This is a genomic window from Thermoleptolyngbya sp. PKUAC-SCTB121 (assembly GCF_016919485.1).
Taxonomy (GTDB): Bacteria; Cyanobacteriota; Cyanobacteriia; order Elainellales; family Elainellaceae; genus Thermoleptolyngbya; species Thermoleptolyngbya sichuanensis.
Map to the genome: position 1 here is coordinate 4,384,310 of NZ_CP070366.1, position 14,723 is coordinate 4,399,032.

Sequence of the window (14,723 nt, forward strand, 5' to 3'; positions counted from 1 at the left end):
TCAAAAATCGCTAATCCAAAATTACCAATCCAAAATCCAAAATCGGAAATCTCCCCTGCTAACGCGGCACCTGCTGAAGTAGCTGGGCTGCGCTGTTGGCCCACTGAGCGTTGCCCTGAGAACTGTAGAGATCGCGGGCGTGCTGCAAGACGCGCTGGGCTTCGGCGTAGTTTTGCTGCTGAAGAAACACCAGGCCTGCGCCATAGTAGGCATTGGCGTAGGTCGCATTGGCATCGGTCGAGCGTCGGAAGGCATTGAGGGCGCTGCCGAGGTCGCCCTGCTGCATGAGGACGGAACCCAGGCTGTAATAAGCTTCGGCGTAGCGGGGGTTGATGGCGATCGCCCGCTGAAAGGCCTGGGCTGCCAGCGCCAACTGCCGCTGATCTTGATACGTCAGCCCCAGGTAGTAGGACGGTTCTGGCGCAGTGGGCGTAAGCTGGGCGGCCCGCTGAAAGCTGGCGATCGCCGCTGCTGCATTGCCCCGTCGCCGCTGCACCAGTCCCAGGTTGTAATACGCCAGCCCCAGATTTGGATCAAGCTGCACCGCCCGCTGGAGATACTGATTGGCAATATCGAGATTGTTGCCCTCCAGCAGCGCTGCACCCAGGTTTGCAAAGGCCAGCGCAAAGCCAGGATCGGCCTGGGCAGCGCGATAAAACGACTCCGCCGACGCTTGAAGCTGTCCCGTTTGTCGCAGCGCCAGGCCCAGGTTATAGTGCGCGGGAGCCAGTTGCGGATTGACCTGCACGGCCTGCCGAAAGGCGGCGATCGCCCCTTCCACCTGCCCCGCCTGAATCAGTTGCAGTCCCCGGTTTAGCTCCGCGACCCCTGCTTCGGCTTGCGCGACGCGCTGCGGGATTTGCTGCGGAGCTTGAATGGAGCGCTGCGTAGGGCGCAGTTGTGCCACGGTCCCTGTGGGTGTTGCGGATGTTGCACTTGTGAATGCCGGATCTGGTGATTCCAAACCTCTAGACACTGCACCCATAGATGCTGCACCCATAGATGCTGCACCTGTAGATGCTGCACCCATAGATGCTGCACCAGATGCTGCACCCAGCCACAGCAAGCTGCCTAGAAAACAACCGATTGAGCCACAGGAAACACGCATAGTTAAAACTCTAAACAGAAAGCAGAAGGCACCCTAAAGGTTTTATCTCAAATCGTTCCGCCCAAAGGTATAGGCTTAGACCATACAAAGGAGATGTTCTCAGGATCACAAATAGGAGGGAACAGCCTTCATTAACCACGCTTTGGACTCAGCCTAAAAGGGCTAAAACCATCTTTTGGGTTAATCAAGCAGCACCCAGACAAAGCTTAAATCTTGACGGGGAACGCCCCTGAGCAGCCTAGTGCGATCGCCTATAATGCAGTTTTGATCAAGCATACACGCGCTCATGGATAAATATTTTCGGATCGAGCTGCTGGAGCAAACCCCCAACCCCCAGCGCCTCATCTGGCGGTCGGCTCACCAATGCGTTTGCGAGGGCCCGGCCATCGATGACCCCGCGCCCGACGAAGAAAAAGCTGGGGAATATGCCGTGAAGCACCTGCTGGCGGGCGATCGCGGCCACTGGAGTCCGTTTGAAGCGCCGCAGATTTCGCTGAACGTCATCGGGTTTAATCATCGCACAATGCAGCAAATTACCCGCCACCGCGTCGGCGTGCATTTTTCGGTACAAAGCCTCCGCTATACCAGCGTCCGGTTTTGCGAGTTTGCCCAAAATCCTACCGTAGAAGACCTGGAATCGCTCGTGTATTTTCGTCCGGTTGGTGAGTATCGCGATCGCCAGGGCAAGCGCTACACCTACACCGAGGGCGATCGCCAGGCCGACATGGCTCTGGCCACCCAAATGCTCCAGCACTACGCCCGCAAGATAGATGCAGGCTATTCCGAAGAACATGCTGCGGGGCTACTGCCGATGGACACGCGCCAGCACTGGGTCATGAGCTTCAACGTGCGATCGCTCTGTCATCTGCTCGACCTGCGCTCCAAAGCCGATGCCCAACTCGAAATTCGCCAGCTCTGCGAACTGGTCTGGCCCCATTTTGAAGCCTGGGTTCCGGCGATCGCCCACTGGTACAAAACCAACCGCTGGGGCAAAGCCAAGCTCTCACCCTGAGGATTTCCTAATCGCAACGATTACGATTTCAAACTACGTTTGAGGGACAGAATCCTTTACCCTGAGTATCAGATGGTTCACTTGAAGAGTATCCGCCGTAAACTGCTAACGGGTGTCTAACGGTTGCCTCATGGTTCCTAACCGTTTCCTAATCGTTGGCAGTTTGCCCACTGTATCGCGTTTGACTGGGGATTTTTTACGATGCTGATTTTGCCAGGTTCTGCGGTTCGCGTAACAAATGTGGATGACACTTACTATGGCTTTCAAGGCTTGGTGCAGCGCATCAGCGACGGCAAAGCAGCAGTGCTGTTTGAAGGCGGAAACTGGGACAAGCTCATCACCTTCCGCCTGTCGGAACTGGAGCTCGTAGACGCAACAGCAGGCCGCAAAAAAGGGAAATAGGCGCAACGTTCTAGATAGGATTTTGCACAGAAACAGTTCAGATAATGAGGCGGACGCTGCTCAAATCCTGGACAAACTTGTACAAACTCGCCCAAAAAAGTGCATTTGTACGCTAGTTGCGGTATGAATGAGAAAGATTCTGGATTCAAGTTTGAAACTTAAGTTCAGAACGTTCGTTCATGCCTGAACCCTGGATGGTTGACCGATGCGCCTGCCGCTGCCGGATGCTGCTCACCAAACGCGATCGCCCGATTACCTGGCCGAAGTCATCGAAACTGCTACCACGGAGTTTCTGGCCCAATGCCTGGAGCCAGATGATTTGAACTTTGCCGCGATGCCGCCCTTCGGCAGTTGGGTCAAGTCCAGCGACGAAGAATCGGGCAACCAAATCTATGCGGTGGTCTATCACGCCACCACCAGTCCCATCGATTCTGTCCACCGAGCGCGGGCGCTAGGCCTGTCGCTCGCCGACCTGCGAGAGCAGCAGCCGCAAATCTTTGCCATGCTGAAAACGGAGTTTCGGGCGGCGATCGTTGGCTTTCGTCCCCGCGCTTCCGGTCGCAATGGCAAGACCCGCCTCAGCGAGACGGTCTATCAGCACTTGCCGCCACGCCCGCCCCAGATTCACCAAGCGGTCTATGCCTGCACGCCAGCAGAAATCATCCACTTCAGCGAACAGTTCGACTTTTTGCGGACGCTGCTGCAAGTGAGCAATGCCCCCGTCGAAGCGCTGATCGCCGCCGCCATCCGCGATATTTACCAACTGCGAAAGGGCGATCGCCCCTGGCTGGTGCAAGCCGGCCGCAGCCTCAGCCAAATCTTAAAAGACGACTACGATCGCCTGCGGATTATCCTCAGCCAGATCTATCTGCAACCCGCAGAGTAACGGGATGACAGGCTCATTAAGAGCAGACATTTTCGCCCTGATTGGCCGTCCGCATTGCGCCCAATAGCGTCTCAATTACCACACAACGCCGTACCCCTCCGGTCGCGGGCACCGACAGCGTAATCACAATCGGCAAGTTGGTGGCAGGCGTAATGTCCTGAGGGCCAGCAATGGGACCACCCGTAATCCCAAACGTAATGGTAGTTGCAGCAGTAGAGGTAACCGTCATCCCCACGCTACCCTGGCCAATCCTCCGGACTTCGCTCAACACATTAATGGTCGGGTTTGCCCCTGTATTCAGGGTCACCTGCTGAGGATAGCGCGTCCGAATGGCTTCGTCCTGCGCCTGACGGAGAGCTTGCAGCACGTCATTAGTGGCGTTGCCCAATCGCTGACGATTCAGCAGGGCCACCCAACTCGGAGCTGCGATCGCCGCCAAAACAGATATCAGCACCACCACCACGATGACTTCGGTCAGAGTAAACCCTGCTGCTGCTTGATTATCAGATTTATCGGGTTTATCTAATCCAACCTGGGCTGAGGGCGATCGCCCAAAAGACCGCTGCAAAAACCAATTCATCACGCGCCTCCTGAGACTGGGATACCGCTCACACTGAACCGAACTGAGAAAGCAGAACAAACCTTGCGCTAGGGCCCCGCACCAGACGGATTCCGCTCCAGCACAGCACGACCCAACACGCGCGTTTGCAATGTCGTTGTAAACTCGCGGTCTGAATTAATGCCTGGTCGCCCGAAGGCATTCCCCCGAATAAACAGCGAAACGTCTCGGAATTGGCTAGTCAACGTTTCATTCGTCACACAGGCATACAGCCCGCCCCGGTAGGTTGTAGCCGCCGTTTCTGGAGAAATGTTGTATCCAGTTGGACAGTTCGGCGCAGGCACACCCAGCGCATTCGCCGCTTGCCCGTCATCCACAAAATCCACCAGAACGGCCCAATTGCCCCCAAGTGCTTCTCCAGTAGCAGGCTGCCACGAAGCAAACGCGCCACTGGCTGGAGCCGTATAGCCCCCTGTTTTACTCCAGTTCGCACCCGAACCTGTAAACTCCGGCAGCACATACCGCACAATTCGCGCCCGCCCCCGCCAAATTCCTGTGTTGCTCGTCGTCAGTGCATACACAATCAGAGAGTAGGAACTACCCGTAACGCAGGGCACTGGATAATTGCCTGCCACAACCTGGGTGGTTCGGCAGCGCTCCCGCAGCGCGTTGGGCAGGGGATCTTGCTTCCAAAAGCCGATAACGGGTGTGCTATTGGCAGGCAGTACGCCATTCAGCGCATTTTGCAATCCAGGGCAGCCCGGCTCCGGAGGCACAGCAGCCGGATTGGCCGCGATACCCGTGCCCAAACAGCGTCCTCGATAGACAAACGTCGCCTCGCGCAGTTCCGCAGAAATGTAATCCAGGGCTTGCTGCATTTCTCGCTGGGTTTCCGAGCGAGATGCCTCGCGCTGATCAGCGGTCAGCAACTCTACCACCAGATACATCAGCCCCGAAACGATAATGCTGCTGATAATCGCGACAACGAGCAGTTCTGAGATCGTGAAACCTGCTGTCGAAGCCCCTGGAGAACTTCGCCGCCGCTTCAACAACTCCCTAATCCCTGCTGCCAGACGATCCCCCATCCCCGTTTTAGCCATAGTCGCTGCTCTTCTCAAGATGTTCTCCAGATACTTGCCGGATGTTCGCGATAAGTCGCGCGGCATTCACGTAAACTTCGATTCACCTTCAATTCAGTAGACGGATTAATCGACTCGATGAACTAGCCAAATCTCATCACCAGGTTCACATCTCCCAAAGTAGCCCTTGCAGTGAGCCATGCCATGCATCAGGGACAAGGCGTGCCGCCCTGCTGGTGAAGCTGACAAAGCGTCGTCCCCTGATCGCTCCAGGTCATGCGCGGATACAGCGCCACCAGCGGACGTACTCGCTGACTGCCCGTGCCAGAGGTGATGTTGAGCGCCGCAGGCTGTACCGGAGTCGTCATGCTGCCAAAGTTGTCTCGAGCAATTGCTGAGTAGACACGAACGCCCAGAATGAAGCTGTTTTGCCTTGTGCCGCCGGGAGCGGTGTCATTTGGGCTGACGCTACGAAATACCTGCATATAAAACTCAGGCGCACAGGGGTCGCCGTTCACCGTAATGCCGTCGATGTCTATCGGGATAGCCTGGAGTACGCCTACCCCCGTGCCAGTGTATTGATTGGCTAAGCCCGTATTGACGCATTTCCGCACACCCGCAACCCCTGTTGGCGGGCCAACGTTTGCGCCGTTTGTGAATGCCCCTGCTGAGGTAGGCAGATTTGTGGCATTGTGTCGGCCGCTGGCAACCAGCGCCTGGATGCGATCGATCTCGTCTTGGGCAATCTGAAACGCCTGCTCAGCGCGACGGTTCTGCGCCCGCGAGGCAGACGCAATGAACAACGGCGGCAAGATCAGCGTCGCGGTTACGGCAATAATCGCGATGCCGACCAGACATTCCAGCAAAGTCACGCCTGCCTCGGACGAGCGGTTCGAGCCGGACAAGGACTGAAGCCGTCGGACGCACTGGCTCAACGCCTTGGCAAAAACGCGGCTCGTTGCATTTGTTCTCTCAGAGTCGAGCGTTGGAGAGTTCGCAGTTGAGAATTTCATGGTGATTGACCTCTCAATTACGCAGGACACGGACGACGGTTAGCAGCGGGCAACGCGCCCTGAATTGCGCCGCAAAGCTGCTGAATATAAGGGTCATTGGCAGGCGGTTCGCTGTAGAACTCGCTGCGGATTGAGCGAACGGTGACAAATCGCTGGGCGATTGGCCCCGCTGGCGCAAGCTGTAGACCCACGTCATACCCCCAGCGTCGCAGCGGCGGCACGTAATAGCGAATTGCCTCATTGACCACTGGGTTTGTCCCTACTTCCCAAGCATCCTGGTCAAAGGGAGCCGTCGCTTGCTGACTAAAGCTCAGTTGGAGTAGCGAACCCGAAATGAACAGGGGCGAGTTGTTTGTCCAGTCCTCATTAAATCGAGGGAAGTTGTGCAATCCGCCGTAGGACTGGTTTGCGCGAGAGGGAACTAGACCACTGATGATGATGGAATTCACCCGCGTATTTGGCAACGCTGGAATCAGAGGACGGTTATCCGTAATTGGATAGTAGGCTCCCAGGTAGCGAGGGTTCGCAGTGACCCCCAGAACAGCACGGAGAGGGACTCCCTGCGGATGAACAATGATGGGAGAGTCACCTTCTTGGGGCTTTAGCGTCGCTGTTGCCAGCGTTCTGAACATGCTGTCCGCGTAATTGGTTCGCATCCAGCGTGCGGTCGGGTTACCGTTCTGATCTCGAACAACGTCGAGCGTATTTGGTGCGGCAGCAGTCGTGCCCGTGGCAAACGCAGCAGAGGCAGGTCCTGCATCGCTGGGGCGCGAGAAATTTAGATAGGTCGTGCGATTGCCATTTCCCTGACAGCCGTATCGAGCAGAGGTTGCACCCACTCTTGCACCATTGCGCGCATCAGCCAAGGTTGCAGCTTGCCCGACCCCAACGGTCAAGAAGACATCCTGCATACTGCCGTCGCAGGAGTTATCTGACAGAATCGTGATCGCGTCTGCCAGAACCTCGCTGGGTCGCCACAAATCCCCGGCACGGGCAAAGTTGGTATCAATTTGAGCCAGGGTGCGGTTGTGGAAGTTGGCGTATCGCTGCTGTGCGTCGTAAGTCAACAGGTTCGTAAACTCTTGAAGTTCAGTTCCAGCAGCATTTTGGTGCAGGTTGAAGTTGCCCTGGATGTAAACTGGGTTATCAGAGATAAAGGACAAGCCACGCCCGTTATCTCCGGGACGATCAAGCCGAGAGCCGTTCTTGAGACGGAACCCGTTTGGACGACGATCCGGGTCGGGGTAGTAGTCCACCGGTTTCGGCGTCACACCGTTGTTTTCATTTAAAGGCGGGTCAGTTGATCTGAACGCATCCACATTCCCTGTGTTCATCCGACAAGTTGCGTCTGTTCGTAGGTTCTGTTCAGAGTCGCAGCTTGGCCAGTCTGCCGGAGATGGACGGACAATCGTTGCTTCAGAGACAGCATCTTCGCGGAAGGCGTAGACAATCCCTGTGACAGGTAGCCAGCGATCGCTCGTCAGTCCGTTTGTAGCCCGACGCAGCAAATCCAGATTCACGTCTAGCACGCGCACGCTGAGCAGTTCACGGCCGTTCATCAAGGCAGCATCTTTGAAGCCAACGCGGCGGAAAGTGCCGTTGGTGGGGCTACCTCCCAAGCTATAGCGAGAGCAATTCTCTGTGATACAAACCTTAATCAGAGTGTCGCGGTTGTTGTTTGGCGTTGATTCGGCCGTGCTGCCCGCAGGAGCCGCCGTCAGGTTTTCAAACGGCAGCACCCAGCTTGCAGCAGGACGAGGCAGCAGGCGCACTGCTTCCGGACGCACCGGCTGATAGGTGACACTGGCATTGCGAGCTAGCAGATAGGCATCGTTTGCCGCATCAGCCTGGTCACGGGCAACAGTGCCGCCACCGTTGGCCAGTGGGCCTGCGGCATCCGGGTGAGCGCCTGTGCCGGTATCCAGCGCACCCCCCAGCGTGGGAAACAGGTTGTAGAGCGAAGGATAGAAGGGGCGATTAGAGCAGAGATACTTGATGGAATCACCAGAGTTGACACCATTGTTGGCCCACATCTCGCGGCAAGTTTTGCCATCGCCATAGAAGCCTGCAACCTGCACCGCTCCTCCAGGCGCACGGGAAGCGTAGGTTTCCGCCGAGTCAGCCAGGTTATCGTAACCAAAGAAACCCCACTGGCGATCGCGCGCGACCTGCTCTTTGGAAATAATCATCTGAGCCAGTCGGATGTAGTTGTTCATCTGGTCAGCCGTCAGGGTTCCGCCGCCATTGGGGAAGCTGTAAGGCGTTCCAGATGCAACAATCTGATCGCGCCACTGCTGCATCAGGGCAATGATGGTTTCGGGCGATCGCGGACGTTCAATAGCACCTCGATCCTTCACCATGATGCCAAAGTCGTTGCTATTGGCTGCCGAAAGCGGGCCAAAGGGGCTGACTCCGCGATCGAGGGCGCGAATGACACCCCGAAGCCCTGCGTAGAACTGGGCAGACAAGGCTGGATTGGTGAAGGCCGTGTTTTCTTCTGCCTGAGTTGCATAGGCATTCCCCAGAGGTACTCCCGCCGCATTCGGATCAAATTTTTCCAAATAGTCCAGCTGATAGGCCAGCATCCCCATCGTGCAGGCAGAGGTATACAGCGTAGACTTATCTGCTGGGCTGAGGTTCGCGAAGGACGTACCTGCTGCCATCCGAGCAATGACCCGACGCAGGATTGAGAAGTCGCCCCACATCGAGAACCAGGGGTAGGGGTGAACCTGCTGATCTTGAACAGGCGTGAAGGATGGTGCGCCGCCGCGCGGATCGCCCGCAAAGTTGGCTAGGTTTTGCAGCGCCAGCATGGTTGGCGTATTTAGCGCACTGAATGCATTGGCAGGCGGGAGGTTGTATTCCCAGCCATTGGTTCCACGTCCCCGCAAAAAGTCAGAAATAACTGAACCTGGGGTGTTATACGGCGCTGAGAATCCGGCTTCTATATTGAGCGCCAGATTCTCGAAGGTGGCGCTGCGGTCGAGCGTGCCTGCCGTGCCAGGGTGAACCGTGAGGGCAAGACAGGCCGCAGGGCGATCGCGGTCGGCGGAGGTTTCTGCTGCGTTCCGATGGTAGATCGCGGCCCCCTGTACAGCGGGAAGGCTGTCGTAGAGCGATCGCCGCTGCCGAGCTTCATTACAACGGTTTGCATTGTTCGTCAAGCAACCTGGCCAGGGCTTCAGGGGTTCATGAATCGCCGTGTCTCTGGGGAACGGGCCACCCCAGCCTGCGGCATCCCCCAGTTCCAAGCGCTGCCCGACGATGATCCGCATTCCTTCATTGCGGGCGCGGCGTTCCCAATAGCCATCTAGACCCACCGCACTTTCATCCTGCCCAACGCCGGGCGTATTGCCGACGAGTCGAGTTTGGGTGGTGGGAATTTGCTCCCCAATCAGACCTGGGATTGAAGTCGCCGGGTCGTCTTCGCGTCCGCCATAGGTCGGCTTGGGCCCATAGCGGTCATCGGCGCGATAGGAATCATCCACATAAGGCGGGTTTTCCTGCGGCGGCTGAATCAATCGTCCCTGACCATTTCGATTGAGGACTGTACCTGCCCAGCCAGGACGCGAAGCCGTGGGGTTTGCCAAGCCCCGTGAGGCAGACCGAGCCTCAGTCTGCAAGATAACCGGGTCTAGCGCGTAGTCTACGGGTGTGTTATTTCCCAAGTTGACCGAGTGGGTCCCTGGGGTGAGGTTTGCGTTGCTGGGGTTAATCCCATAGCCTTCATAAAGCTCAAACGTTGAGTTGTCGTCATTAAGGCTGCTGTTGTTGTTCAGCTTCGCAGCTAGGAATTGCCCTCGAAAATCGATTTGCCCCGCAGCGTTTTTGGTTTCCACTGTACTCACCTCCGAGGCATCGGCGCTGTAGAGGCATGAAAACCGAGAGCTAATCATGTAGCTCCGGAAACTACCGTTGCCAATGATGATGTTGCCCTCGGAGTGCATCGCGCCGTTCCAGTTAAACGCAGGACCAGGGAAGATCTCCAAGTCATTGCGGAACCAAGCTCCCCATTTGTTGCCCTGCTCCACTGTGCGGTCTTGCTGAAACTCCAGCGCTGCCACAGGTCGGTTGGGCGTATTGGGCTGGACATATACGTCAACCTGGAAGTTTTTCCGCAGCAAGGAGGTATTGTTGCCATCTGGTAGCCAGCCCCGTCCCACACCGTCAGCAGTTGCGGCGACGGCTCCGGTAGAGCAGGCGTTATTTTGAGAACTGTTGTTGCTCAGGGGGCCGTTGCGAACCTCTTGGCGACGTGCCCGCCCTGGGTTTGTGCCACTGCCGCGAATCGCAGTGTCACTGGTGTCTTGAATATTGTTCAGGTCGGTTTTGTAGAGAATTGAGTAGGCAACCGTTGCGTCATTCGTGCCGTCGCCATCGGTGTCGGTTGGATAGCGCCACGCATTGTCCACAAGGCCGTCTCCGTCCAGGTCAATGCGCGTTTCACCCGGCAGTGTGTAGGGGTCAAAGGTAGGATTCGCCAAACTGGAAGGATGGCGAGGAACGGTGACAGTTGTTCCAGGAACGGCTGTACCTGTGTTTAGCATCATCCCCAGCAGCCAAGTTTCCGATGGAATACCACTGGGGAAGCGGGGGTCGCGGCGGGGGTCAAACAAATACTCTAGCTTTGCCTTGGCACGGTCAATCGTGGGTGTGGCGGTGTTATAAACGACGCGCTGCTGCCGTTCTCCAATTGTTTGCACCGTGCGCGTGTAGGTGCGGTAGCCAATCGAGCCAACCGTCAACAGCACCACCAGCAGCAGCAGAATAGTGGTTGGCAACACAAAGCCAGCCTTGGCTGAAGCGCGATTTAAGCTGAGCCAGTTGTGAAATAGCCAGAGGACACTGCGCCGGATGCCTCGCTGGATGCGCTGGGTGACGGCACGATGAACCTGATTCAAGCCGCTGTGGATGGCCCTGGTGAACTTGCGGGTTGACATAGCTGCCTTCCTCTTACCTTCCTTGTGGGACGGGTTGGTAGATAAACGTTGGGATTTACGAAACGAGATTGACTGCGCCTAAAGCCGAGGACGACAGGAACAGAGACGCTGCCGTGGAGAAATCGGATGAGGGAAGCAATTCAGGGAAACACTCTGGGGGAGACACGCTCTCTAGGAAGCGCTGACGCTGACTCTGGGGACACGCTGGATGCTGGGAAAAGCTGAATGGGCGATCGCCCCTGACCACACCCCAAGCCCAAAGCGGTAGCTTAGAAAACAACTCAAGAAACCACAGTGTTAACAATTGAACCGCGCAAAATCAACAGGGAAAACACGAAAATTTGCCAATGCAGGCACGAATGACCATCAGTACAGATCTCTAAAGCCAGTTATGAATAACACCAGGCATCAGTGATATCAGAGTTTAATATATCAAATCAACAGTGTTAAGGAATGTGGCCGCAGAAACCTCCAAACTTGTCTGGGCAGCTTGCACAAGTCAATTGCACTGATTGCACAAGCCAATTGCAAAGCGAAACTGCACGAGTAGAGCTTGCAAGTAAGGCTTGTTTAGTGGGCTTTAGGGAACAGAAGCAGAACTTGTTTCAAACTTCTTTTGAAAATGCCAAGATACCAAATGCAGGTCGCGCAATTTCCCTTTCGCAAGAGGTTTGGGACTGCATTTGAGCTAGCTTAGCAAGCAAAAGAGTACCCTCCTAAGGGTAAAAAACGATCAGTCTGGGAAGGGAAATTTGAGAGCCGCTCAGCTTGCTAGGCAGTGTCTTAAAACTTTCTAGGTCGTTGATTGCCTTGAGTCGATCCCCTTAGAGCTAATTTACTGGTTGCCTGACACAAGTCCCGAAAGCCCAGAAAATTCGTTGTCTTGGGATCGAAGCCCATAGCTCCTGAGTTGGAGCCGGAGGGCTTGGTCAGAGGAGCTTTTGGGCCAGCGTCCCCTACGAGAAATCAGGGGTTTCCAGAGATGTGTCAGGCAGTCAGGCTAATTTATGAAGCAAATCTTAAGAAGCCTGAAACTCTTGGCATGTGTGGCTTTGAGGTCATGTTTGCCCAGGAAAAGCGGTTTCTCGGAAATCCTTGATTAACAAGGCTTTCAGGCTCCTTTACAAATTAGCTCTTAAATCCCCTTTAATAAGGGAGACTTCTGGAGCGGTTCGGCTCGGTTCCTCCCCTTTTTTAAGGGGGGTTAAGGGGGGATCAAAGGGCTTCAAAACATGCCCTTGACTACCGAAACAGTATCTAGGATCTCGGCTCCACTGGCGTTTTGAGAGAAAGCGGGAGGGCACTGGATGCGGACGCAGCAGTGCTAGAAGGCGGCGGGGGTTGCCCCATCCCATAGGTGAGTGCGTAGCTCCGGGCAAGGAGCCATAGCCACAGCGACGGATAGCGCGGCTCAAGCCAGGGCTGGATCTGGCGGGCAAACCCTGGTAGCCATTGAAACAGCCAGCTCAGGAGTGCAGCTAGCGTAAAGCTGAGATAGCTGCCGACCCAGCGCAGCAGGTCTGCCGGGCCTGCTAATTCCCAAATCCACAGCAGCAGTGCGGGATTAGTGCGAGCTGCTTTAAGCGCCATGCGGTTAAATGGCACCCAACCCGCACGGTCTTTGATAAAGCGATCGCTCACTTGGGGATCTTCGTCTGCCAGGATGCCAAAGAACGTGTTGAGCATGGCGTTGACCCGTTGCGGCGCGACCCATTTCCCGGTCGGCACCATCATGCCTTTGGAAAATAGCCAGGTGACGGCGATGTTGCTCTGGAAGGCGCGAATTTGCTCTAAATGGCGGGCTTGCAGCAGATCATGGCGCAGGGCAGTGTCGAGCAAGTCCGTGAGCCGGGGCAAGTTTCGCACGAGCGATCCAAAGCCCGTGAACACCAGCGGCGACTGGAGCGATGCCGCATCGCCAATGGCAATCAGGCGGTCGAAGGCCACGCGGCGATCGCTCTTGATCCCGCTGAAATGTCCTGGAATGTAGCCAAACGTAGCCTTACGCCAGGTCAGCTTATCCAGATCACAGCGGCGATACTCTGGCAGGATGGCGAAGAAATCCTCATACATTTCCAGCAGAGAGCCGGGGTTGTCGGGATGCACCTGGTGGTAGTGGAACAGATAGAAAGTCAGTTCTTCCCCGCGCCCCGGAAACAGTTCCCAAATCAACTGTCGCCCGCGGGAAATGTCGCCGTGGCTAAACAGCACATCGCCATAGCGGGCATCCCATACGCCTGGTTCAAAGCCGCGCTCGACCACCGCGCCCACCGTGGGACATACGCTGTCAAACGTGCGATCGCCATTCAGTTGCCACGCAATGGGGGAAGCCGTGCCCATTGCGTCCACCAGCAGCCGCCCAGTCGCCGTGCGGGATGTGCCCGTTGGCAACTGCTTTACATAAACCGTCACGCCACCAAGCGCAACGTCCACGCGCTCAAACTCGGTTTCATCCCAGATCTCGCCGCCCGCCGTCCGCAGCTTGTCGCCACAGATCTTTAGCAGCTTTTCTGCATCAATACCCACATTCAAAACCGTTGGCGTATGCAGCACGGGCGCTTTTGCCTGGGGCGGATTGTTGGCATCAAAGAACTTGCTGAAGCCGTCTATATACTCCCGCGCAATTACGCTCTCAAACTCCGCAGGTGTGAACAGTTCCAGGTCAATCAGGCTTTGAAACTCGGCCCGCGAAATATTCCACTCGCGGTTCATCCGGCCAAAGGGCAGCCGCTCGACCAGCAGCACCCGATAGCCGCGTCGCGCCATCACCGCCGCATGAATAATGCCCAGCGCTCCGCCGATGTAAATCAGGTCGTAGGCAGGTTGCGTCCCTGTATCTGCGACCGCTTCGACCGCTTCGACTGCTTCCACCGCAAACACAACCTGCTTGGGCTGCTGGGGATTTCGCACGCTCTCGCGCCAGCGCTGTTCCCACCAGTAGACCCGGTTCAAGTCGTACTCCCCGTTCGGAATGCGCTGAAAGTATTTCACCGTCTGGGGATAGTAGGGCGCTAGGGCCTCAAAGATAGATTGATGAGACAGGTCAACCTGCGGCGGCGCGGGGTAGCGCTGGGGAAACTGGGCCCGGAGCGCCTGGGTCAACTGCTGCAAAACGGTGCTCTCGTCAGGAAAGGGGCGATCGCCCCAGCGAAACACCTTGAGATACGTTGTGCGCTGCACCGACCAGACAAACCCAGACAGCACTGGCGCGTCGAGGAAGTCATCTCCCAAGTTGCCGCTGGAACCGCTTCTGGCGACAGTTTCCGCCGTGATCAGGAAACCATCGGGGGTAGCAGAGGTATTGCCGACGGCGGGCTGAAACTGGTGCTGAAGCCAGCGACGCACGGCATCCAGGTCAGGCGTAGGCACCTCTAAGTAAAGTAGCTCTGTTAAAGAATCTTTCATCCGATGACGTTGATAACGGCTGGCGAATTCACTGGGCAAGCTCACTGGACAAGCTCACTGGGCGAATTCACTGGGCAAGTTCATTGGGCGAATTCACTGGGCAAGTTCATTAAGGAGGCAGAGTTGACAGAATTGAAAATTGCGCTACACTTCACCAATACAATCAGAACGCTTGAAGAAAGTTTAAGACTTCTCATTTTACCTTTTGACCTGCCGGCCATTTAAGGCTTCACGTCATCCAGCTTGTAAGCTCTGAGAACCTCAAGTCTGAGAACCTCAAGCCTGAGAACTTCAAGCCTGAGAGCGTGTCTTGTGATTA

Annotated in this window: 9 protein-coding genes; 3 read left to right on the top strand and 6 right to left on the bottom strand. The window is 56.2% G+C overall.

Translation table 11 applies throughout. The features are described from left to right. Window positions 1-58: 58 nt before the first annotated feature. A complete protein-coding gene (locus JTM80_RS17980) occupies window positions 59-907 on the bottom strand; it encodes a tetratricopeptide repeat protein (RefSeq protein WP_255548808.1) in 849 nt (282 codons plus the stop codon). A gap of 487 nt (window positions 908-1,394) precedes the next feature. On the opposite strand from JTM80_RS17980, the gene thyX reads away from it, so the two are divergent. The 3 genes from thyX to JTM80_RS17995 all read left to right on the top strand — a co-directional run bounded on the left by thyX (window position 1,395) and on the right by JTM80_RS17995 (window position 3,408). Continuing rightward, window positions 1,395-2,120, top strand: coding sequence for an FAD-dependent thymidylate synthase (gene thyX / locus JTM80_RS17985; RefSeq protein ID WP_172355202.1), 726 nt, complete (start codon window positions 1,395-1,397; stop codon window positions 2,118-2,120). Window positions 2,121-2,324: 204 nt separating this feature from the next. Next, window positions 2,325-2,522 carry an NAD(P)H dehydrogenase subunit NdhS gene (locus JTM80_RS17990; protein WP_068516242.1) on the top strand — a complete coding sequence of 66 codons (198 nt, stop codon included), beginning with the start codon at window positions 2,325-2,327 and terminating at the stop codon, window positions 2,520-2,522. Window positions 2,523-2,727: 205 nt separating this feature from the next. After that, window positions 2,728-3,408, top strand: coding sequence for an HAS-barrel domain-containing protein (locus JTM80_RS17995; protein ID WP_205369992.1), 681 nt, complete (start codon window positions 2,728-2,730; stop codon window positions 3,406-3,408). 16 nt (window positions 3,409-3,424) lie between these two features. On the opposite strand, the gene JTM80_RS18000 is transcribed toward JTM80_RS17995, so the two are convergent. The 5 genes from JTM80_RS18000 to JTM80_RS18020 form a co-directional block, all read right to left on the bottom strand. Next, complete coding sequence (locus tag JTM80_RS18000) at window positions 3,425-3,988, bottom strand: Tfp pilus assembly protein FimT/FimU (protein WP_172355195.1); 564 nt, start codon at window positions 3,986-3,988, stop codon at window positions 3,425-3,427. Between the two features lie 68 nt (window positions 3,989-4,056). Beyond that, window positions 4,057-5,067 (bottom strand): PilW family protein, encoded by a 1,011-nt coding sequence (locus tag JTM80_RS18005; protein WP_172355193.1) that lies wholly within the window; start codon window positions 5,065-5,067, stop codon window positions 4,057-4,059. A 188-nt stretch (window positions 5,068-5,255) separates the two neighbouring features. Then, on the bottom strand, window positions 5,256-6,059 hold the full coding sequence (locus JTM80_RS18010) for a type II secretion system protein (protein WP_172355191.1): 804 nt from the start codon (window positions 6,057-6,059) through the stop codon (window positions 5,256-5,258). A 17-nt stretch (window positions 6,060-6,076) separates the two neighbouring features. Next, window positions 6,077-10,999 (bottom strand): hormogonium polysaccharide biosynthesis protein HpsA, encoded by a 4,923-nt coding sequence (gene hpsA, locus JTM80_RS18015; protein ID WP_172355189.1) that lies wholly within the window; start codon window positions 10,997-10,999, stop codon window positions 6,077-6,079. A 1,257-nt stretch (window positions 11,000-12,256) separates the two neighbouring features. Next, window positions 12,257-14,404: an NAD(P)/FAD-dependent oxidoreductase gene (locus tag JTM80_RS18020; RefSeq protein ID WP_225906675.1), complete on the bottom strand. Its 2,148-nt coding sequence runs from the start codon at window positions 14,402-14,404 to the stop codon at window positions 12,257-12,259. Window positions 14,405-14,723: the final 319 nt, after the last annotated feature.

Bases quoted from the DNA above. Each gene is read 5' to 3' on its own strand.
- thyX (WP_172355202.1), top strand. From the start codon at position 1,395: ATGGATAAATATTTTCGGATCGAGCTGCTGGAGCAAACCCCCAACCCC.
- JTM80_RS17995 (WP_205369992.1), top strand. From the start codon at position 2,728: ATGCGCCTGCCGCTGCCGGATGCTGCTCACCAAACGCGATCGCCCGAT.
- JTM80_RS18000 (WP_172355195.1), bottom strand. From the start codon at position 3,988: ATGAATTGGTTTTTGCAGCGGTCTTTTGGGCGATCGCCCTCAGCCCAG.
- JTM80_RS18005 (WP_172355193.1), bottom strand. From the start codon at position 5,067: ATGGCTAAAACGGGGATGGGGGATCGTCTGGCAGCAGGGATTAGGGAG.
- JTM80_RS18010 (WP_172355191.1), bottom strand. From the start codon at position 6,059: ATGAAATTCTCAACTGCGAACTCTCCAACGCTCGACTCTGAGAGAACA.
- hpsA (WP_172355189.1), bottom strand. From the start codon at position 10,999: ATGTCAACCCGCAAGTTCACCAGGGCCATCCACAGCGGCTTGAATCAG.
- JTM80_RS18020 (WP_225906675.1), bottom strand. From the start codon at position 14,404: ATGAAAGATTCTTTAACAGAGCTACTTTACTTAGAGGTGCCTACGCCT.